The sequence below is a fragment of the Herbaspirillum sp. VT-16-41 genome (genome assembly GCF_001994935.1).
Classification (GTDB): domain Bacteria; phylum Pseudomonadota; class Gammaproteobacteria; order Burkholderiales; family Burkholderiaceae_D; genus Herbaspirillum; species Herbaspirillum frisingense.
In genome coordinates this window covers 80,919-100,609 of record NZ_MUXB01000099.1, presented here as the reverse complement: position 1 = coordinate 100,609, position 19,691 = coordinate 80,919, and the positions used below count along the sequence as shown (strand labels likewise).

At 62.4% G+C, this 19,691-nt stretch carries 23 protein-coding genes; 8 read left to right on the top strand and 15 right to left on the bottom strand.

Annotation, left to right across the window (positions count from 1 at the left end):
• Nucleotides 1-166: 166 nt before the first annotated feature.
• A complete protein-coding gene (locus BTM36_RS08900) occupies nt 167-967 on the top strand; it encodes an IclR family transcriptional regulator C-terminal domain-containing protein (RefSeq protein ID WP_077235986.1) in 801 nt (266 codons plus the stop codon).
• A gap of 27 nt (nt 968-994) precedes the next feature.
• On the opposite strand, the gene BTM36_RS08895 is transcribed toward BTM36_RS08900, so the two are convergent.
• The gene (locus BTM36_RS08895; RefSeq protein ID WP_077235985.1) at nt 995-1,906 is read right to left on the bottom strand and encodes a helix-turn-helix domain-containing protein; all 912 of its coding nucleotides are present in this window, start codon (nt 1,904-1,906) and stop codon (nt 995-997) included.
• A gap of 157 nt (nt 1,907-2,063) precedes the next feature.
• Between BTM36_RS08895 and BTM36_RS08890 the strand changes: the two genes are divergently transcribed.
• Nucleotides 2,064-3,230 carry a 4-hydroxybenzoate 3-monooxygenase gene (locus tag BTM36_RS08890; protein ID WP_077235984.1) on the top strand — a complete coding sequence of 389 codons (1,167 nt, stop codon included), beginning with the start codon at nt 2,064-2,066 and terminating at the stop codon, nt 3,228-3,230.
• A gap of 49 nt (nt 3,231-3,279) precedes the next feature.
• On the opposite strand, the gene BTM36_RS08885 is transcribed toward BTM36_RS08890, so the two are convergent.
• Nucleotides 3,280-3,603 (bottom strand): hypothetical protein, encoded by a 324-nt coding sequence (locus tag BTM36_RS08885; RefSeq protein ID WP_077235983.1) that lies wholly within the window; start codon nt 3,601-3,603, stop codon nt 3,280-3,282.
• 214 nt (nt 3,604-3,817) lie between these two features.
• On the opposite strand from BTM36_RS08885, the gene BTM36_RS08880 reads away from it, so the two are divergent.
• Nucleotides 3,818-4,384, top strand: a complete 567-nt coding sequence (locus BTM36_RS08880) for a pyridoxamine 5'-phosphate oxidase family protein (protein WP_077235982.1) — start codon at nt 3,818-3,820, stop codon at nt 4,382-4,384.
• A gap of 15 nt (nt 4,385-4,399) precedes the next feature.
• On the opposite strand, the gene BTM36_RS08875 is transcribed toward BTM36_RS08880, so the two are convergent.
• Nucleotides 4,400-5,320 (bottom strand): CPBP family intramembrane glutamic endopeptidase, encoded by a 921-nt coding sequence (locus BTM36_RS08875; protein ID WP_077235981.1) that lies wholly within the window; start codon nt 5,318-5,320, stop codon nt 4,400-4,402.
• Nucleotides 5,321-5,481: 161 nt separating this feature from the next.
• Here BTM36_RS08875 and BTM36_RS08870 point away from each other — a divergent pair, with 161 nt between their 5' ends.
• On the top strand, nt 5,482-6,348 hold the full coding sequence (locus tag BTM36_RS08870; protein ID WP_077235980.1) for a GyrI-like domain-containing protein: 867 nt from the start codon (nt 5,482-5,484) through the stop codon (nt 6,346-6,348).
• A 67-nt stretch (nt 6,349-6,415) separates the two neighbouring features.
• On the opposite strand, the gene BTM36_RS08865 is transcribed toward BTM36_RS08870, so the two are convergent.
• Complete coding sequence (locus tag BTM36_RS08865; protein WP_077235979.1) at nt 6,416-6,847, bottom strand: hypothetical protein; 432 nt, start codon at nt 6,845-6,847, stop codon at nt 6,416-6,418.
• 206 nt (nt 6,848-7,053) lie between these two features.
• Here BTM36_RS08865 and BTM36_RS08860 point away from each other — a divergent pair, with 206 nt between their 5' ends.
• Nucleotides 7,054-7,578: a response regulator gene (locus BTM36_RS08860; RefSeq protein WP_006461678.1), complete on the top strand. Its 525-nt coding sequence runs from the start codon at nt 7,054-7,056 to the stop codon at nt 7,576-7,578.
• Nucleotides 7,579-7,663: 85 nt separating this feature from the next.
• Here the strand turns inward: BTM36_RS08860 and BTM36_RS08855 are convergent, their stop codons facing one another.
• Nucleotides 7,664-8,143: an Lrp/AsnC family transcriptional regulator gene (locus tag BTM36_RS08855; RefSeq protein ID WP_006461679.1), complete on the bottom strand. Its 480-nt coding sequence runs from the start codon at nt 8,141-8,143 to the stop codon at nt 7,664-7,666.
• A gap of 313 nt (nt 8,144-8,456) precedes the next feature.
• On the opposite strand from BTM36_RS08855, the gene mdeB reads away from it, so the two are divergent.
• Both mdeB and BTM36_RS08845 read left to right on the top strand, forming a co-directional pair.
• Nucleotides 8,457-11,138 (top strand): alpha-ketoglutarate dehydrogenase, encoded by a 2,682-nt coding sequence (mdeB, locus tag BTM36_RS08850; protein ID WP_077235978.1) that lies wholly within the window; start codon nt 8,457-8,459, stop codon nt 11,136-11,138.
• Nucleotides 11,139-11,303: 165 nt separating this feature from the next.
• Nucleotides 11,304-12,062 (top strand): SDR family oxidoreductase, encoded by a 759-nt coding sequence (locus BTM36_RS08845; RefSeq protein ID WP_077235977.1) that lies wholly within the window; start codon nt 11,304-11,306, stop codon nt 12,060-12,062.
• Between the two features lie 86 nt (nt 12,063-12,148).
• On the opposite strand, the gene BTM36_RS08840 is transcribed toward BTM36_RS08845, so the two are convergent.
• The 3 genes from BTM36_RS08840 to grxD are packed head-to-tail and all read right to left on the bottom strand — an operon-like array spanning nt 12,149 to nt 13,511.
• The gene (locus tag BTM36_RS08840; RefSeq protein ID WP_077235976.1) at nt 12,149-12,547 is read right to left on the bottom strand and encodes a type II toxin-antitoxin system HigA family antitoxin; all 399 of its coding nucleotides are present in this window, start codon (nt 12,545-12,547) and stop codon (nt 12,149-12,151) included.
• Nucleotides 12,548-12,561: 14 nt separating this feature from the next.
• On the bottom strand, nt 12,562-13,164 hold the full coding sequence (locus BTM36_RS08835; protein WP_077235975.1) for a UbiX family flavin prenyltransferase: 603 nt from the start codon (nt 13,162-13,164) through the stop codon (nt 12,562-12,564).
• Between the two features lie 35 nt (nt 13,165-13,199).
• On the bottom strand, nt 13,200-13,511 hold the full coding sequence (grxD, locus tag BTM36_RS08830; RefSeq protein WP_006461683.1) for a Grx4 family monothiol glutaredoxin: 312 nt from the start codon (nt 13,509-13,511) through the stop codon (nt 13,200-13,202).
• A 107-nt stretch (nt 13,512-13,618) separates the two neighbouring features.
• Here grxD and BTM36_RS28315 point away from each other — a divergent pair, with 107 nt between their 5' ends.
• Nucleotides 13,619-13,786, top strand: coding sequence for a hypothetical protein (locus BTM36_RS28315; protein WP_168189767.1), 168 nt, complete (start codon nt 13,619-13,621; stop codon nt 13,784-13,786).
• A 98-nt stretch (nt 13,787-13,884) separates the two neighbouring features.
• On the opposite strand, the gene raiA is transcribed toward BTM36_RS28315, so the two are convergent.
• From raiA to BTM36_RS08795, 7 genes are all read right to left on the bottom strand, one after another.
• Nucleotides 13,885-14,247 carry a ribosome-associated translation inhibitor RaiA gene (gene raiA, locus BTM36_RS08825; protein WP_077235974.1) on the bottom strand — a complete coding sequence of 121 codons (363 nt, stop codon included), beginning with the start codon at nt 14,245-14,247 and terminating at the stop codon, nt 13,885-13,887.
• Between the two features lie 158 nt (nt 14,248-14,405).
• Nucleotides 14,406-15,896 (bottom strand): RNA polymerase factor sigma-54, encoded by a 1,491-nt coding sequence (locus tag BTM36_RS08820; RefSeq protein WP_006461685.1) that lies wholly within the window; start codon nt 15,894-15,896, stop codon nt 14,406-14,408.
• Nucleotides 15,897-15,963: 67 nt separating this feature from the next.
• Complete coding sequence (gene lptB, locus BTM36_RS08815) at nt 15,964-16,704, bottom strand: LPS export ABC transporter ATP-binding protein (protein ID WP_006461686.1); 741 nt, start codon at nt 16,702-16,704, stop codon at nt 15,964-15,966.
• A 2-nt stretch (nt 16,705-16,706) separates the two neighbouring features.
• Nucleotides 16,707-17,330: a lipopolysaccharide transport periplasmic protein LptA gene (gene lptA / locus BTM36_RS08810; protein WP_077235973.1), complete on the bottom strand. Its 624-nt coding sequence runs from the start codon at nt 17,328-17,330 to the stop codon at nt 16,707-16,709.
• Nucleotides 17,331-17,381: 51 nt separating this feature from the next.
• Nucleotides 17,382-17,990 (bottom strand): LPS export ABC transporter periplasmic protein LptC, encoded by a 609-nt coding sequence (lptC, locus tag BTM36_RS08805; RefSeq protein ID WP_006461688.1) that lies wholly within the window; start codon nt 17,988-17,990, stop codon nt 17,382-17,384.
• Entirely contained in the window at nt 17,987-18,541 is a 555-nt protein-coding gene (locus tag BTM36_RS08800; protein WP_006461689.1) for an HAD family hydrolase, read from the bottom strand. The genes lptC and BTM36_RS08800 overlap by 4 nt, the downstream gene beginning before the upstream one ends.
• On the bottom strand, nt 18,541-19,569 hold the full coding sequence (locus BTM36_RS08795; protein WP_077235972.1) for an SIS domain-containing protein: 1,029 nt from the start codon (nt 19,567-19,569) through the stop codon (nt 18,541-18,543). Before BTM36_RS08795 ends, BTM36_RS08800 begins: the two co-directional genes overlap by 1 nt.
• Between the last annotated feature and the right edge of the window lie 122 nt (nt 19,570-19,691).

The window sequence follows — 19,691 nt, the reverse complement described above, 5'->3', positions numbered from 1 at the left end:
GGGTATGGGGAGATAGTAGGCAAGCCCCCGGACTGCCTCAAGGCCAACGCAGCGCAGCATATTCGCCATTCGCCCGCTTTGTGCGAGAATCGCACAAATGGCCGATTTTCTGCAGCAAGCCTGCGGTGACCGGTATCAACTTGTCTTATCCACAGGGCGGGGACGCATGCAGCAAGAGCGAATCGACGAGGACATGGCCGAGGACGAGGCGGCGCCACTGAAGCGCGACCTGGTGGCGGGCCTGGAAAAGGGCCTGCAGGTGATCGAAGCCTTCGACCAGGAGCGCTCGCGCCTGACCATCGCCGAGGTGGCGCAATTGACCGGGCTGACCCGCGCCGCCGCCCGGCGGTATCTCATCACGCTGACCCATCTGGGTTACATGCGCCACGACAACAAGACCTTTTCGTTGACGCCGACGGTGCTGCGGCTGGGCCAGTCCTACCTGCACTCGGCACGCCTGCCGCGCATCGTGCAGCCCTTGCTGTACCGGCTGGCCTATTCGCTGGGCGAGGCGGCCTCGTGCGGGGTGCTGGACCACGATCAACTGGTGTGCGTAGCGGCGGTGAGCGCGGGGCAACTGGTCTCGACCACCCTGCAGCCAGGCACGCGCGTACCAGCCTATTGCACCGCCAATGGCCGCATCCTGCTGGCCAATCTGCCTCAGGCGCAGCTCGATATCATCCTGTCCCGTGCCCAGCCGGAGGCCATTACCGTCAACACCATCACCGATCCCGAACGTCTGGCCCTGGAGATTGCGCGCGCCCGCGCCCAGGGTTATGCGCTGGTGGATCAAGAACTGGAACTGGGCCTGCGCACCATGGCCGTGCCGGTGCGCAACTTCCGCGGCGAGGTGGTGGCGGCCATGAACATCAGCGTGCATGCGGGGCGGATGAAGCTGGAGGACATGGTCGAACGCTGTCTGCCGGCCATGCTCAAGATACAGGTGGAACTGGGTGCGCTGCTCTAGGGCCAGGACGGGGTCGGTACCGTCGGCTCATTCCTCCACATGCGTGCGCCGGTACTGCTTGGGCGTCACGCCCATGTGTCGTTTGAAGAGACGGCTGAAGTAGGCGGGGTCCTGGAAGCCCAGCTCATAGGCGATGGTCGCCACCCCGGATGGCACATAGGTCAGCTTGCGGCAGGCTTCCAGGATCAGCCGCTGCTGCGCCAGGTCGAATGCGGAATGGCCCGCCAGTTTCAGGCAAAGGCGGTTCAGGCGGCTGGGCGTGACGCGCAGCTTGTCGGCATACACCGCGACTTGCCATTGTTCCCGGAAATGTTGCTCCACCAGTGTGCGGAAGCGACTGAACAGTTCGAAATCTCCACGTCCGGTGAGCTCAGCCGAGCGATGGTCGGCCTCCAGTCGCACCAGCAGCAACATGACGCTGCGTGCCAGCCATTCCAGCATCAATGCGTGACCGGTGCGGGGCGCGGCTGATTCGGCGATCAGCAGGCGCAGCAGGGTCTCCATGCGGGCATGCAGCTCCGGCACCCGAGCCAGTTCGATGGCCATCGGTCGCAGGAACAGCGGAGAAAAAAGTTCGCCATGGGCCTCGCCGCCACCACCGGAAAAAACGATGTGCGGGTCCACCGTCAGCACGAAACCTACTGCCTGTTCCGAAAAGTCAAAGCCATGCACCAGTGATGGATGAATGGTGATGACGACCGGGCCGTCATAGTCCCATACCTCGTCCTCCATCAGCGCGCTGACATGGCCGGACATTAAAAAAAGTACCTGAAAAAGTCCGGCATGTGTGTGCGGTGCAATATGCCAGTCATGGATGCGGCTGCGCGTCTCGATCAGTTCGATATGGACCGATTCGGCATCATCCGGCCGCACAGCCTCGCCGTACAAGGAAAACTGGGGGACCTCGCTGGTGCGGGGTTTGTTGCGTGCCAGGGGCATGGGGTCTCCGTCCGTCGCGCTTTGGGTAGGGTTTGTCGTTCTGTTCTGTAAAAATAGTACAAGTTTTTGCCGGGATCATCCATTTTTATATGGCCGCCTGGCGACTAAGATTCGCTCCATACCAGAACAAAAAACAACCTTCATTACGGAGACCCCCATGCGTACCCAAGTCGCCATCATCGGCGCCGGCCCGGCCGGTTTATTGTTATCCCATCTGTTGCATCTCAAAGGCATCGAATCGGTCGTGCTGGAAACCCGCAGCCGCGAAGAAATCGAGTCCACCATCCGCGCCGGCGTGCTGGAACAGGGCACCATGGACATCCTCACCGATACCGGCGTGGGGGAACGCATGAAGCGCGAAGGTGCCTTGCACCATGGCATCGAACTGGCCTTCGGCGGGCAGCGTCACCGGATCGACCTGACTGAGTTGACCGGCAAGGCCATTACCGTCTATGCCCAGCATGAAGTGATCAAGGACCTGGTGGCTGCGCGCCTGGCGGCACAGGGGCAACTGCTGTTCGAGGTCAGCGGTACCACGATCGAAGGTGTCGACACCGACAAGCCCCGCGTGCGCTTCATGCACGCGGGTGAACAGCATACGCTGGAGGCCGATTTCATTGCCGGCTGCGACGGCTTCCATGGCGTCTCCCGCCCGGCCATTCCGGACAGCAAGCGCCAGGACTATCAGCGGGTCTATCCCTTCGGCTGGTTCGGCGTGCTGGTGGAAGCGCCGCCGTCCTCGGACGAGCTGATCTATGCGCAGCATGACCGCGGTTTCGTGCTGGTGAGCACGCGCTCGCCTACCGTGCAGCGGCTCTACTTCCAGTGCGACCCCAAGGACAGCGTAGACAACTGGAGCGATGACCGCATCTGGAACGAATTCCACTGCCGCCTGGAAAATGGCGACGGCTGGCGTCTGAAGGAGGGCAAGATCTTCCAGAAAGGCATCATCGGCATGCGCAGTTTCGTGTCCACGCCGATGCAGCACGGGCGCCTGTTCCTGGCCGGCGATGCGGCCCACATCGTGCCACCGACCGGGGCCAAAGGGTTGAACCTGGCAGTAGGAGATGTCAAGCGCCTGGCCGAGGGGATCGAGGATTTCTATCGCACATCCAGCGAGGAAGGCCTGGCTTCCTATACCGAATTGGCGCTCAAGCGCATCTGGCGCGCCGAGTACTTCTCATGGTGGATGACCAGCATGCTGCATACCTTCGAGGACGCCTCGCCCTTCCAGCGGCAGATACAGCGTGCCGAACTGGAGAACGTGGTCAATTCGCGGGCGCTGTCGACGGCGTTGGCGGAAAACTATGTCGGCGCCTTCTGAACCTGGGCAAGACTTCCATTGACGATGACGCCCGCGCAAGCGGGCGTTTTCATTGGTGCGGGTCGCGCGCTGGCAAGGTGTCGGCGCCGTCCTCGTCACCGTGCGCAAGCAAACGGCGATAGTGGCGTCGGGCAACGTAGACACAGGCGTGCCAATAGCACTGTGCACCGACAAGTGCTCCGGCGATGCTGCCGGGATAGCCCATGCCGATACTGCGTCCCAGCCCCGCCAGCAAGGCGCAGGCCAACAGGCCCAGCCAGGTCTGCCAGTGATGAAACAAACGCAGCGAGACGCCTCGCCAGCGCGCAAGGCGTTGCCGGCGGTCAAGGCAGGAAAGTTCGGGTATCTGTTTGAGCGACCAGTAGATTTTCATGCCAGGCTCCGTGTTTTCCCGCCGTGGCGCGGGGAGAGGGACGTGCTGCAATCTGGACTTCGATGGGGGACATGCTTGAGCATCCATGTTGGCACAGCGCTCTGACAATGCACTGACGCTGAACTGACATAACGATGTCGTTTTTTTCGGGCGGGTGATTTTCCAGCAGAGGCGGATCGAAGCAGCACGTCGAACCAGGCTCTACAATGCCGCCATGAACTTGCCCGAACTCCATACCCATCTGTGGGATGCCCTGCGCCTCGGCGCCAGTCCCACCCGATCAGCTTTTACCATCTGGCAGCTTGCGACCCTGGGGCTGGACGGTGCGCCCCAATTGCGCTCCATCGTCTTGCGCGAGGCTGACGAGTCGACCGGCACGCTCGCCTTCCACACTGACCGGCGCTCTCCCAAGCTGGCCGACATCGATGCCGATGACCGGGTGGCCATGCTGTCGCTGGACCTGGATCGCCATGTACAACTGCGCCTGAACGGCAGGGCGCGCCCGGTGCAGGACGGTGCGCGCGTGCGACGCATGTGGGACGGGGCGCGGCCGCATACGCTGATCCTCTACCAGACGCCATATGCACCGGGGACGTTCATCGCCCAGCCGGAGGATGGCCATGTTCCGCCAGAGCCCGCGCACAGCGGCTTCGACAATTTCACCCTGGTCGAGGTGGTGCTGGATGCCATCGAATACCTCGACCTGACGCCGGGTCAGCATTGCCGCGCCGTGTTCCGCCGCGACGACGGCGCGTGGCGCGGACAATGGATCGCGCCCTGAACGGGTGACGCCGGATCAGGCCAGCGCGGGATAGGTAAAGCCGAGGAAGTGCACGGCATTGAGCGCGAAGTGCACCGCGATGGCGGCTTCGATGCGACCACTGCGCTGGAAGACGATGGCATAGCCGAGACCGGCCACACTCGCCAGTGCGGCATAGACCATCCCTCCCCCCAGATGGGCCGCGCCGAACAGCACGGCCGACACCACGACGGCCAGCAATTGCCCGCCGCGCAGCGTGTGCAGCGCCAGTTGCAGGCGCTGCTGGATCAGCCCACGGAAGAAGGCTTCTTCCGCCACCACCGTCAACAACAGGTTGATGGCGAGGAAGGTGGCGGCAAAGGGCGGCCACTTGGCTTCGGGCCGCACCATGCCGAGCAGCCAGCCCGACAGCATGACCACTACGATGGTAAGCAGGCCCGGCAGCAGTGCGCGGCGCAGTGCGGCCTGCCATTGCTTGCATGCATGGCAACGCGGCGCCAGCAGCGCCAGCAGCAATAGCCCGGCAGCACCCTTGTCGAGATTCGCATACAGCATGAAGGGCAGCGCGTCCGGCGTGATGGCCTGGCGCGGCAGGATCAGCGGATTGAGAAAGCCCGGCCAGCGATGCATGGCCAGCAGCAGGCTCAGCACGATGATCGGGATCAGCCACATGCCGGCCGGCCATGCGCGTTGTGCATGGCATGCATGGGCGGCTCGCCACGCGCTCACGCCCAGCAGCAGCAAGCCGAGCACGCCGACCATGTTGACCTGCCCGTTGAGCAGGGCCGCGACCACGGCCAGCACCAGCAAGAGCAGCCAGGGCGGCAGCCGCATCGGGCCACGCAGGGGCAGCGCAGGAAGCCAGACGGTGCAGATGGCCAGCATCAGCAGCAGGGTGGCGGTGAGAGATGGTAGCGATGGCTGCGAGGGCAACGAAAGCAACGAGAAGGCGGACATTGGCGGCTACGACAGATGTCGGATTGATGGGAGCGGTGTTTTACCACGATGGGCGACCTTGAAGTGGCGCAGGCGCATCATTTCATGAAAACATTGCGCAATTTCGGTCAGGATTTCGCCTGCCGATTCTTGCACAGTACGTCCCGTGAACCGAGGACAAGATGAGTGACGCCCGCAGAAAATCCTATGTAGCCCGTTTCGAACGGGTACTCGACCATATCGAACGTCATCTCGACGATGCGCTCGATGTCGACCGCCTGGCCGGCGTCGCCCATTTTTCGCGGTTCCATTTCCAGCGGCAATTTGCCGACTTCGTCGGTGTCGGGGTGGCTCGCTACATCCTGCTCATGCGTCTGAAACGGGCCAGCCTGCAACTGGCGTTCCGGCACGAGAGCAGGATCATCGAGATCGCCCTGCAGGCCGGTTTTGAAAATCCGGAATCCTTTACCCGCGCTTTCAGGAGCGCCTTCGGACAATCGCCTTCGCAGTTCCGGCGTGCGCCTGACTGGCCGGCCTGGAACGAGCGTTATGTGTTCCGTATCCCTGAAAGGAAAGTGGACATGCAAGTCGATATCGTCATGGTAGAACCCGTTCGCATCGCCGTGCTGGAGCATCGCGGTCCGGTGCCCAATCTCAACGCCACGGTGGCGCGTTTCATCGAATGGCGCAAGTCATCAGGCCTGTCGCCAGTGGAGCGCTGCCGCACCTTTGGTCTGGCCTGGGACAATCCGGATACCACGCCGCCGGAGCAATTCCGTTTCGATATCTGCGGAGAAATCGAGAGCGCCCTGCCGGACAATCCGCAAGGCCTGGTGGAGAAGCTGATTCCGGGTGGGCGCTGCGCCCGGGTGCGGCATGCGGGCGCGCACGAACGCCTGGCCGAGAGCATCTATCCGCTCTATCGTCAGTGGCTGCCCGGCAGTGGGGAGGAATTGCGTGATTTCCCGCTGTACTTCCACTACCTCAATCTGCTGCCGGATACGCCGCCGGGCGAGCTGCTGACCGATATCTATCTGCCGCTGAAGTAGTGCTGGAGGAATGCTGAAGTAACGTTGACGTAACGTTGAATTAACGCTGAAAGAAGGGCAGGGAGCTTCAGGCCACCAGGGCCTGCGAGAAATGCGCGACCTGGTGCGCCGGCACCAGCAGAGGGATGAAGGAGGCGTCGTTCATGGCCAGCCAATAGGGCAGGTGCGGGCTGGCATCGAACCCGTAGTTGCTGCCGTCGAGCTGCCAGAAGCGTGGCACTGCCAGCGGCGGGCGCACCGTGTTCTTGAGCTGGTCCAGGCTGGCCAGGCGCTGTGCGCAGGGCCGGAAGCTGGACAGGGCAGCACGTTCCCCGCTGGCGGCGAAGCCGGCCGTGGCAAACCAATCCAGTACCTTGCACGGGCTGGCGTTGAGGCTGGCCCAGTCATGGGTGGCGCCGCCGCGCGCCGTGACGAGGCGGGCGCCGCCGCTGACGTACAACTCGACCATGCCTAGCAGGGCGGCGGGAACGGGGACACGGACTTTGGTAAAGGGCATCATGGACAGGGGCTTCCTTGGAGTGGAGGATCAACTGTTGCCAGTCTAGCCAGTCCATCGTGATTCGCCGATAGGGGAAATCCTGACAGCTTGCTGTCAGCTTCGGCCGGGACGTCAGGAATTTCCCGATGCCGGCGACGGCCGTGCTCCTGTACAACGGTAGCTGGCAGTCTGCCCTTGCTTCAGTTGTTTCACAGGATGTCCCAAGAATGAATTTCCCCAGTATCGTGATGATCGATCCCAGCCAGGAAGCCGTCGAGCTGGCCCGTTTCGCGCTGTGGCGCTCGGGTCTGCATTGCGCCTTCCGCAGTTGCCCCGATGCGGCCAGCGCCCGGCGTTGCCTGCTGCAGGGACGGCGTAGCGGCGATGGCGTGGCGCCTTGTCTGATCCTGCTGGAGTCCGACATGGGGTGCTACGACGGTCTGGAGCTGCTGCGCGAGTTGCGCGCCAGCAAGCATCTGGCGCAGGCGCCGGTGGTGGTGTTTCCCTCGCGGGACATGGAGGGCGAGCAGGCGGCACTGGCGGCCGGTGCCAGTCAATACCAGCCCAAGCCGGTCGACGGCGAGCACTATGCGCGTTGCGTGGTGGAGATGGTGGAGCGCTGGTGTGATGCCCTGGCGGCGAGGGAACCGGTACCGGCCAAGGTGATGGCATCGGTCCTGGGAGGTGCCGAGGCGCACCCGGCACGGCGGCGTGATGATCCGGCCAGACCGGAGGATGAGACCTCGCATTGAGTGCCGGCAGATCGCTGCCGACGCTGGAAAGAACGAAAGGGCCGGGCGGCCCTTTTTTCATTGCTACGCCGGCCCCGCAGGCGGTTCAGCGGCGGGTCTTGATCTTGGGCGTGGGCAACGCCGTCTTGTACTTGATCTGCTTGAGGGCAAAGCTGGAACGGATGTTCTTGATGCCGGGAATCTTGGTCAGGTGATCGACGATGAAATGTTCCAGCGTCAGCAGGTCGGGCACCACGATGCGCAGCAGGTAATCCTCGTCGCCGGTCATCAGGTACACTTCCATGACCTCATCGAAGGCACTCACGGCCGTCTCGAACTGGGCCAGTGCTTCGGCGCCCTGGCGCTCCAGGATCACCTTGACGAAGACGTTGACCTTCAGGCCCAGCAGGTGCGGATCGGCAAGCGCCACGTAGCGCGAGATGATGCCTTCGGTTTCCAGCCGCTTCACACGGGCCAGGGTCGGCGATGGCGAGAGGTTGATACGGCTGGCGAGCTCCAGATTGCTGATCGAACTGTTCTCCTGAAGGATGTTCAGGATGCGCAAATCGGTGGTATCTAGTTCCATTATCGAAATTAAATTCTGTCGGTTTCAGTTTTGCAGCACTGGATGCTGAATATTGTACGGCAACTTCCTGTTTTAAGTGACTCATGCCGGGCCATCCGGCGTATCGTAGTCCGGTAGTTCATCTCGCAAGCTAGCCCTTACCACCAAGACAAGACCGAAAAGGCGTCGGGCGCGGGGAGACCGATGGCGCGGCCTGTGTTTTACCGGCTTTTCGTCTCTTTGCATAGCAGCGATTGCAGCGGCAGCAGGTTTTATGCCGACCCGCGCTGCGCCAGCCTCGGCGTGCGACCAGACAGGAGATCAGGAAGTGGACATGTCCCGCCCCAGTGACAGCGATATCGCCCGTGATATCGACCTCGATGCCCAGGAAACCCAGGAGTGGCTGCAGGCGCTGCAAAGCGTGCTGGCCGAGGCCGGCCCGGAGCGTGCGCGCTTCCTGCTCTCGCGCCTGTCGGCGGCGGCCCAGCAGTGGGGCGTGAACTGGCGCGATGCGCGCAATACCCCTTACGTGAATACCATCCGCCCCGAGCAGGAGCCGCCTTTCCCCGGTGGTTCGGACGCCCAGGCCATCGAGGAACGTATCGCCAGCATCATGCGCTGGAATGCGCTGGCCATGGTGGTGCGCGCCAATCGTGCCTACGGCGAGCTGGGCGGGCATATTGCCAGCTTTGCCTCGGCGGCGGACCTGTTCGAGGTCGGCTTCAATCATTTCTTCCGTGCCCGCGATGACAAGTTCGCCGGTGACGTGGTCTATTTCCAGCCGCACTCGGCGCCCGGCATCTATGCCCGCGCTTTCCTGGAAGGCGCCTTGAGCGAAGAGGACCTGGCCTATTACCGCCGGGAGATCGAGGCCAAGCGCGTCGGACGCCAGGGATTGTCGTCCTACCCGCATCCCTGGCTGATGCCACAGTTCTGGCAATTCCCGACCGGCTCCATGGGCATCGGTCCCATCAATGCGATCTACCAGGCGCGCTTCCTGCGTTACATGGAACATCGCGGCCTGTTGCAGGATCAGGGCCGCAAGGTGTGGGGGGTGTTCGGCGATGGCGAGATGGACGAGCCCGAATCGCTGGCGGCGCTCTCGCTGGCCTCGCGCGAGAAGCTGGACAACCTGATCTTCGTGGTCAACTGCAACCTGCAGCGCCTGGATGGTCCGGTGCGCGGCAACGGTCACATCGTCGATGAGCTGGAGACCCTGTTTGCCGGTGCCGGCTGGAACGTCATCAAGCTGCTGTGGGGCTCGGACTGGGATGGCCTGTTCGCCCGCGACCGCGACGGTGAGTTGGTGGATGCCCTGAACCGCACGGTGGACGGTCAATTGCAGACCTTCGCCGCCAACGATGGCGCCTTCAATCGCCAGCATTTCTTCGGCCAGACACCGGGCACCCGCGCTATTGGGGCCACGCTCACCGATGAGGAAATCAACCGCCTGCGTCGGGGCGGGCACGACATGAAGAAGATCTTTTCGGCCTACCAGGCGGCGGCCCAGCATCGCGGCCAGCCGACGGTCATCCTGGCCCAGACCAAGAAGGGCTACGGCATGGGCGCGGCCGGTGAAGGCAAGATGACCACCCACCAGCAGAAGAAGCTGGATGAGGAAAGCCTGCTGCAATTCCGTGATCGCTTCAAGTTGCCGCTGTCGGATCAACAGTGCCGCGAACTGGCCTTCTACAAGCCCGCGCCCGACAGCGCCGAGATGAAGCACCTGCATGCCCGCCGCGCTGCGCTGGGCGGCTACCTGCCGCGCCGCGATGCCGGCCAGGCGCGCCGCGCGGTGCCGGCTCTGGAAGCGCACAGCAAGTTCGCGCTGGAAGCCGATGGCAAGGAAATTTCGTCCACCATGGCGCTGGTGCGTCAGCTCGGCAACCTGTTGAAGGACCCGGAGTTCGGTCGCTACGTGGTGCCCATCGTGGCCGACGAGGCGCGTACCTTCGGCATGGCCAACCTATTCCGCCAGGTCGGCATCTATTCCTCGCAGGGCCAGTTGTATGAGCCGGAGGACATCGGGTCCATCCTCTACTATCGCGAGGCCAAGGATGGCCAGATACTGGAAGAGGGCATCACCGAAGCCGGCGCGATCTCTTCCTGGACGGCCGCCGCGACCGCCTACTCGGTGCATGGCACACCGATGCTGCCGTTCTACATCTACTACTCGATGTTTGGTTTCCAGCGCATCGGCGACCTGATCTGGGCAGCGGCGGACCAGCGCGCACGTGGCTTCCTGATCGGCGCCACGTCGGGGCGTACCACCCTGGGCGGCGAGGGCTTGCAGCATCAGGATGGCAATAGCCTGGTGACGGCCGCTTCGATTCCCAACTGCGTTTCCTATGACCCGGCCTATGCCTACGAGCTGGCGGTGATCCTCGACGACGGCATGCGCCGCATGATGGAGCGCGGCGAGGACGTGTTTTACTACATCACCGTCACCAACGAAAACGAGGCCCAGCCGAGCCTGCCGCCGGGCGTACAGGAAGGCATCCTGCGTGGCCTGTACTGCCTGGGTCGCAAGGAGAACGCGCAGGCGCGCCTGTTGGGTGCAGGTCCCATCCTGAAGGAAGCAGTGGTGGCCGCCGCGTTGCTGCAGCAGCACTGGCAGATCGAGGCCGAGGTATGGAGCGTGACCAGCTATACCGAACTGGCGCGTGATGGCGTGGCGGCGCAGCGCAGCCAGCGGCTGTCGGGCGCGCACCCGCTGCCGTATGTGACGCAGCAATTGCAGGGCAGCGCTGCGCCGGTCATCGCCGTGAGCGACTACATCCGTACCTTGCCGGAGAGTATCCGTGCCTTCGTGCCGGCGCAGTATGTGACCCTGGGAACGGATGGTTTTGGCCGCAGCGATACGCGGGTGAACCTGCGCGACTTCTTCGAGATCGATGCACGTTGGATCGCCTATACGGCGTTGTGCGAGGTCTGGGGAGAGGATCGTGCGCGGCTGCAGGATGCGGCGCGTACGCTGGGTATCGATACCGCCAAGCCGCTGTCGAGCACGGTCTGATGAGCAAGTACCGGGACACATGAAAGGCAGGCCCAGGGATTGAAAATCCTTCATCTGGCCGCGTCTGGTGTTTGTTATAGTGGAAACCGCCCGTGCATCACGGGCGGTTTTTTTATCCGCCGACGATGCACGTTCCGTCCATAAGATCATTGAGGAGTCAACACGATGGCTGCACCCAAACGTATCGCGCTGGTGACCGGCGCAGGCTCCGGCATCGGCCGGCAGATTACCCTGGCGCTGCTGCGCGAAGGCTATGGCGTGGCCCTGGCCGGACGTCGCCAGGATGCGCTGGAAGAGACCGTCAAACTGGCCGGCGAACACGGTGCCAATGCGCTGGTGGTGGCAACCGATGTGACCGATCCGGCCTCGGTCAAGCAGCTGTTCGCACAGACCCGGCAACGCTTTGGCCGGCTCGACATGCTGTTCAACAATGCCGGCATCTTCGCACCGCCGGTATCGCTGGAGGAGTTGAGCGTGGAGCAGTGGAAGGCAGCGGTGGACATCAACCTGACCGGTGTCTTCCTGTGTACCCAGGAAGCCTTTCGCGTCATGAAGGAGCAATCTCCGCGTGGTGGCCGCATCATCAACAACGGCTCCATCTCGGCCCATGCGCCGCGTCCGTTCTCGGCCTCCTACACGGCCACCAAGCATGCCATCACGGGCCTGACCAAGGCCACTTCGCTGGATGGTCGCGCCTATGACATCGCCTGCGGCCAGATCGACATCGGCAATGCCTCCACCGACATGACCACGCTGATGAAGAAAGGCACCTTGCAGGCCGACGGCTCCACCAAGGTCGAACCGACCATGGACGCCGAGCACGTGGCCAAGGCCATCCTCTACATGGACAGCCTGCCGCTGGATGCCAATGTGCAGTTCATGACGGTGATGGCGACCAAGATGCCCTATATCGGGCGGGGTTGATTCTTCCCGGCGGGATCGGAAGTGAAGAAGTGGCCGCAGTTGTGTACTGCGGCCATTTTCATTGGTGTTGTTCGGACAAGCCGCGTCTAGCCGATAAAGACCGATGCACCGACGCCGAAGCGCTGGGCCAGTGCCTTGACCTGACGCAGATTCAATTCGCGCTTGCCGCGCAGGATTTCGGAGACCACGCCTTGTGAGCCGATCTCGGGCAGGTCGGATTGTGTGAGCTGATGTTGCTCCATTAGGAATTGCAGGACATCCACAGGAGATACCTGCTGCAACGGGAAGTGCTTGTCGTCGTATTCGGCAATGAGGCTGCCGAGTGTATCGACCAGATCGGCCAGAGGGTGCTTTTCATTGCCGGCACCGGCGTCGAGCAATTGATTCAGGGTGGTGACTGCGCGGTCATAGTCATCATCAGAACGAATCGGCCGCAGCGGGATGAGAGACGACAAGGCCGCAAAGTGCGAGGTGATCTTGTCCATCGCACTTTTTTCCATCAGTCAGCTCCACCCTTCATGCCTTGCCATTCGGGAGTGAGCTGCATGGAAATCCCGAACATGTCCAGCACGCGCCCGAGGGTGTGATCGACCATTTCTTCCATCGAGGCCGGGCGCTGGTAGAAACCGGGCAGCGGCGGGAAGATCACGCCGCCCATCTCGGTGACGGCGGTCATGTTGCGCAGGTGGGCCAGGTTGAAGGGCGTTTCGCGCACCATCAGTACCAGGCGACGACGTTCTTTCAGGACCACGTCGGCGGCACGGGTGATGAGGTTGTCGGAGAGACCATGCGCCACGGCGGCCAGGGTTTTCATCGAACAGGGCGCCACTACCATGCCGGTGGAGGCGAAGGAGCCGCTGGCGATGCAGGCACCGACGTCGCGCACATGATGCACCACGTCGGCCAGGGCTTCGACGTCCTTGCGCCGCATGTCCAGTTCCTGGTGCAGATTGAGCACGCCGGCTTCGGAAATCATCAGATGGGTTTCCACCTGACCATGCTTGCGCAGGTGCTGCAGCAGGCGCACGCCATAGATCGCGCCGGTCGCACCGGTGATGGCGACGATCAGGCGCTGGCGTGGCGGACTGGAAGTGGAACTCACGAGAGAAACCGGAGCGGGGCAGCGATGCGCCGGGTTTAGCCCTTGATCAGGGTCTGCAGTTCGCCCGAGGCGTACATTTCGCTCATGATGTCCGAGCCGCCGACGAATTCACCCTTCACGTACAGCTGGGGAATGGTTGGCCAGTTCGAATATTCCTTGATGCCCTGACGCACATCGGCGCTTTCCAGCACATTGACGGTGACGATGTTCTCGGCGCCGCTGGCCTTGAGCAGCTGGATGGCCTTGCCGGAGAAGCCGCATTGCGGGAACTGGGCGGTTCCCTTCATGAACAGCACGACAGGGTTTTGGGTCACGGTTTCTTTGATCCAGGATTGGACGTCGCTCATGGCTATGCCTTTAAAAATGGGATTGCCGACATTATAGGGAAAAGCCGCCGCTCGCGTTGAAGTCGGCAGGGTTGCGGCGTGGTTGGGGTGTTGTCCGAAATTGCTTGATGGAAATCATTTATACGATTTCCGCTTTGGAACTTGTCACCAAGATGAGGGCGGGAGGAGCCCCTTCAAGTCTCATTGCGAGCCGCTTCGGGAGAACAGCGGCGATGATGGACGCGGGATCACTGTTTGCCACAGGAAATGAAACCGGCCCCGGCGCCGCAAAATGAAAAAGGGCGCTTGCGCGCCCCTTCCTCATGAGATTCCCACCTTATGCGTCACGCTGTCGTTGCGCACCCGCCGGCAGGAATGGTCCTGGATCCTTGTCTTATGCCGCGCCAGCCACTGCATCAGCGGGGGTATCGTCGGGCAGACGCTTGGCCATGGAGTGATGCTCCTGCAAGCGGTCCTTGTGCTTGATGACCTGGCGGTCGAGCTTGTCGATCAGGGCATCGATGGCGGCATAGAGGTCGTGCGCAATGCTTTCCGCATGTAGATCCTTCCCCTTGATGTGGACGTTGATTTCCGCTTTTTGGCGCTTTTCCTTTTCTGTGAGTTTATCTACGCTCAGGATCACGCTGACGTCGATCACGTTGTCGAAATGGCGCTTGATACGGGCCAGCTTGCTTTGCACGTATTCCCGGATGGCGGGGGTCAGTTCGAGGTGGTGTCCACTGATGGTCAGATTCATACAAGACTCCTATCGTGAGGTCACTGGAGGTTCGTGCGATGCATCGTCTACAGCTGCTGTACCACGGGCACGGTCTTCGTGTCGGATGGCATGGGCACCAGGTAGGGATGCTTGCCTGAACACAGCAACGGTACTGCTACAGAAAAACTGAGGAAAGCTCAGAGGGACTTGCGGAGATTGACTGGCGGAATCTTCAACACTTCGCGGTATTTGGCGACTGTGCGTCGCGCGACCACCATGCCTTGTTCTGCCAGCATATCCGCAATCTTGCTATCGGATAATGGGGTCTGCGGGTTTTCGGCTCCTATCAACTGTTTGATCAGCGCCCGTATCGCGGTGGAGGAGGCTTCGCCTCCGGTTTCAGTCGCGACGTGGCTACCGAAGAAGTACTTCAACTCGAACATGCCGTGCGGCGTGAGCATGTATTTTTGAGTTGTCACACGAGAGATTGTGCTCTCGTGTAGACCCAGTGTATCAGCAATTTCACGCAGCACAAGGGGCCGCATGGCCACTGCGCCATGTGAAAAGAAGTTTCTTTGACGTTCGACAATAGCCTGCGCGACTCGCAAAATTGTATCGAAACGTTGCCGCATGTTCTTGATGAGCCACTTGGCTTCCTGCAACTGCGACGACAGCGATCCTTCGCCCTTGGCCTGCTTGAGCGCACTCGCATACATTGCATTGACGCGCAGCTTGGGCATGACCTCATGGTTGAGCATGACCTGCCAGCCGTTCTTTGTCTGTTTGACAATCACGTCTGGCACCACGTAGTCCGAAGCATCGCGCGCGAATTCGGCACCCGGATGCGGACGGCACTGACGGATCACCGCCTGTGCTTCGCGCAGGTCCTCGTCATCGCAATCGAGAGCCTTCTTGATCTTGTTGAAATCGCGCTGTGCGAACAGCGGCAGGTAATCCTCGACAATCCTCAAGGCCAGCTTGCGGGTGACGAAGGGCACCTTGGGCAGGCGGCGGATCTGCAGTGCCAGACATTCACCGGCACTGCGCGCACCCACTCCGGCCGGGTCCAGGCTCTGCAGCAGCTTCAGCGAGATCGACAGTTCTTCCAGATCAACGCCCAGCTCTTCCGGCAGGCGCGCCAGGATGTCTTCCAGCGGTTCCTCCAGGTAACCGCTTTCGTCCAGCGCATCGGTGAGCAGTTCCAGCAGCGCACGGTCGCGGTGCGTGCGGGCGGTGACCCGGATCTGTTCCAGCAGGTGTTCGCGCAGGGTCAGCTCATGCGCTTCCAGTTGCGGGCGGGCATCGTCGTCGTCGGGCGATTTGCCACTGCGCGCCACGTCGTCGAAGCTCCAGTCGGATTCGCCACTGACACCGCTCTCGGGGCTGTTGTCTTGATAGTCGAAACTGGCTTCGCCATCAGTAGCGGAGGGGGCTGCTTCGTTGCCGCTGTCGCCAGCGGGCTCGGCCACTCCGGTGGAGGGCGCGGAAGAGACCGCGCCATCGGCCAACAGGCGCACCGAATTGTCGAGAGCGTCGTCCAGGCGTTCGAGCAGGGGATTGTCGGACAGGATCTGTTCCAGTTCCTGGTGCAGTTCCAGCGTCGACAGTTGCAACAGCCTGATCGACTGCTGCAGTTGCGGCGTCAATGCGAGGTGCTGCGAGGTACGTAACTGGAGCGACTGTTTCATCTGTCTTTCTGGGAGCGGCGTGGCCCGCTGGTTGCAATACCGTTGTGTGGCCGATGGACGGCGGGTGCTACATGCGGAAGTGTTCGCCTAGGTATACGCGGCGCACCGATTCGTTGGCGATGATCTCTTCCGGGTTACCGCTGGCCAGCACCGTGCCCTGGTTGATGATGTAGGCGCGGTCGCAGATACCCAGGGTTTCCCGCACGTTGTGGTCGGTGATGAGCACGCCGATGCCGCGTTCCTTGAGGAAGCGCACGATGCGCTGGATTTCGATCACTGCAATCGGGTCGATACCGGCAAACGGTTCGTCCAGCAGCACGAAGCGCGGATCGGTGGCCAGTGCGCGGGCGATTTCCACGCGGCGGCGTTCGCCACCGGAGAGCGACAGTGCCTGGCTCTCGCGCAGCTTTTCGATCTGCAGTTCATGCAGCAGGTTGTTCAGGCGGCCCTCGATTTCATCGCGCGAGAGCGGCTTGCCGTCTTCCTGGCGCAGCTCCAGCACGGCGCGGATGTTGTCTTCCACCGTCAGCTTGCGGAACACCGAGGCTTCCTGCGGCAGGTAGGACAGCCCCAGCGTGGCGCGCTTGTGGATCGGCAGGCGCGAGATGGGCGAACCGTCCAGATCGATTTCGCCACCGTCCGAGGGGACCAGGCCGACGATCATGTAGAACGAGGTGGTCTTGCCGGCACCGTTGGGGCCAAGCAGGCCGACCACTTCGCCACTGCGCACTTCCATGGAGACGTCACGCACCACCTGGCGCGCACCGTAGCTTTTCTTCAGGCCGCGAACGACCAGTGAGCTTGCCATCGTTACTGGTCCTTTCCGTTCTGACGGCGCTGGGCCGGTGCCGGCGTAGCGGGCTGGGCGGGCGTGGAAGGCTGGGTGGCATCCGCCGGCGGTGGGTTCTTGGGCTGGATCACGGCAGTGATGCGTCCTGCCCCCGGCTTGCTTTCGCCGCTGGCGGTGTTGTTGACGGAGTAGAACTCGGCGCGGCTGTCATAAGAGATGAATTCGCCATTGACTTCGTCAGTGATGCGGTTGCCATCCATGCGCTGAATGTGCGCCCGCTGGAACAACTTGGAGATTTCGGTCTGCTCGGAATACTCGATGCGTTCGGCCTGGCCCTCGATCCACAGGTTGGGGCCGCCATCGCGCTTCTGGCGGAAGTTCGCCAGTGCACCAGGGGCCGCGTACAGCACCGCATTTTCATAGCCGTACTGGTCGGTCGTGAGCACCACGCGGCCTGCCTTGATGATCAGGGTGCCGCGGGTCATGACGACGTTGCCGGTGAAGGTCTTCACCTGGCGCACGTCGTCGTAGACCATCTGGTCCGCCTCGATGTTGGTGGGCTTGGTGGAGTCCGCCTTTTCGGCGTGGGCCACGCCGCACACGGCAGCCAGCATCAGCATCGGCAGTAAGAGTGAGCGTTTCATGGATTTCCTGTCTGATCGGTTCTTGGCGTTTTTATCGTGGAGACAACCGGGTTAGCGTTTCTTCGGCGTGGGCTCGTAATAACCGCGCACATTGCCGAACAACTGCACAACCTGGGTGGCGTTGTTGGCCAGCATGCCCACTCCATTCAATCTGGTGGTGCCCATCGTCATTGCAACCGGTTTGTCGGTCTTGACGATCTCGTCATCGGGTAGCAGCAGCAGGTATTCCGAGACCAGATGCATCGGCGCACGGCCGTTGGCGGCGCCACGGATGGCGTTGGCATTGCCATACATGTGGATCTGGGTCTGGTCGTCGGTCACGCGCGCAGTGTCGGAATACAGTTCCATCGGAGGCTTGTCCTTGTCCAGGCTGTGCACCACGGGCTTGGTAATTTCGAAGGAGTCGTCCAGCGGGAAGTGGACCATCTTGGTCCCGGAAACGTCATAGCGCGGAAGTCCCGTGGGACCGAGTTTCACGTAGCTGAAGTTTTCCAGGTAGTAATCGGGTTTGCCACGCGGGCGCTGCACTGCGTGCTGGTCGCTGGAGGCACGCAGGGCCTGCAGCACCCAGAAGCTGCCCAGGGCTGCGCCGATCAGGATCACCACGATCACTGCCAGCCGGATGCGCTCGGCGGCGCGTTCTCCGCTGCGCCCGCTCATGCCAGGTACGGCGCCAGCGCCGCCTCGTAGTTGCCCTGCGCGGCCAGGACCAGGTCGCAGACTTCGCGCACCGCGCCGTTGCCGCCAGTGGCCTGGGTCACGTAATCGCAGCGCGCCTTGACCTCGCGGTGACCGTTGGCCACGCACGCCTTGAAGGCGACGCGGGTCAGGACCGGCAGGTCGATGATGTCGTCGCCCAGGTAGCCACATGCGGCCGCCGTGAGCTGGGTGTGCTGCAGCAGTTGTTCGAAGGCCTGGCGTTTGTCGTGTACGCCCTGGAACACGTGGGCGATGCCGAGGTCGCGCGCCCGCCGCAGTACATAGGGCGACTGGCGTGCGGTAATGATGGCGGCGGCCGTGCCGAACTGTTGCATCATCTTGATGCCGTGGCCATCGAGGGCGTTGAAGCGCTTGAAGGCCTCACCCTCTTCGCCGTAGAACAGGCCGCCGTCGGTCAGGACGCCATCGACATCGAAGATCATCAGGCGAACGCCGGCTGCCTTGGCGAGGGCGTCCGGCGGCAGGGAGCTGGTGAAGGCGGACGCGGTCATCAGATTACCTTGGCGCGGGTCAGGTCATGGATGTGCAGCGCGCCCGTGAGGACGCCCTCGGCATCGGTGACCAGCAACTGGTTGATACGGAATTGTTCCATCAGCTGCACGGCGTCCACCGCCAGCCGATCCTGGTTGATGCTTTGCGGCTGGGCGTGCATCACTTCGGCGATGCTGAAGCTGGTGAAATCCTGGCCCCGCTCCAGCAGGCGGCGCAGGTCGCCGTCAGTGAATACGCCGATCGGCCGGAACTGCTCATCCACCACGGCCGTCATGGCCATGCCCTTGCGCGTGATTTCCATCAGCGCGGCCGACAGCGAGACATCCGGACGCACCGCCGGGATGGCCTCGCCACTGCGCATCACGTCACGCACGTGGGTCAGCAGGCGGCGGCCCAGTGCGCCACCGGGGTGGGAGCGCGCGAAATCTTCTTCGAGGAAGCCGCGGGCGTCCAGCAGCGACACCGCCAGCGCATCGCCCATGGCAAGCGTGGCCGTGGTGCTGGCGGTGGGCGCCAGGTTCAGGGTGCAGGCTTCCTTGGCCACTCCGACGTTGAGGTGCACCGCCGCCATCCGGGCCAGGCTGGAATCGTCATGGCCGGTCATGGCGATGATCACGGCGCCCATGCGCTTGATGATGGGGACGATCGCCAGCAGCTCGGCGGTTTCGCCAGAGTTGGAAATGGCGATGAAGACGTCCTTGGGGGTCACCATGCCCAGGTCGCCATGGGATGCTTCGGCCGGATGCATGAACAGCGAGGGGCTGCCAGTGGAGGCGAGCGTGGCGGCGATCTTGCGGCCGATGTGGCCTGATTTGCCGATGCCCGACACCACGGTGCGGCCCTGGCATTGCAGCACGGCCTGCACGGCTTGTGCCAAGGGCTCGGCGCTATCGTCGCGCAGGCGGCTCTTCAGCGCCAGGATGGCATCGGCTTCGATCTGCAGGGTCTGGCGCGCCAGCTCGACGGCACGGCGGGCAGCCTCGGCGGAAAAAGATGCAGATGTGGTTTTGTCATCGGTTACACTCATAACCGAAGTATAAACGAATTAGCAAAGCAAAAAACTTGCCAGATGTAAGGGAATGCTGTTGAGCTTGATATAAGGTGCAGGATTGCGACGCACTGCAACATGCTCGCCAGGGGGGAATCACT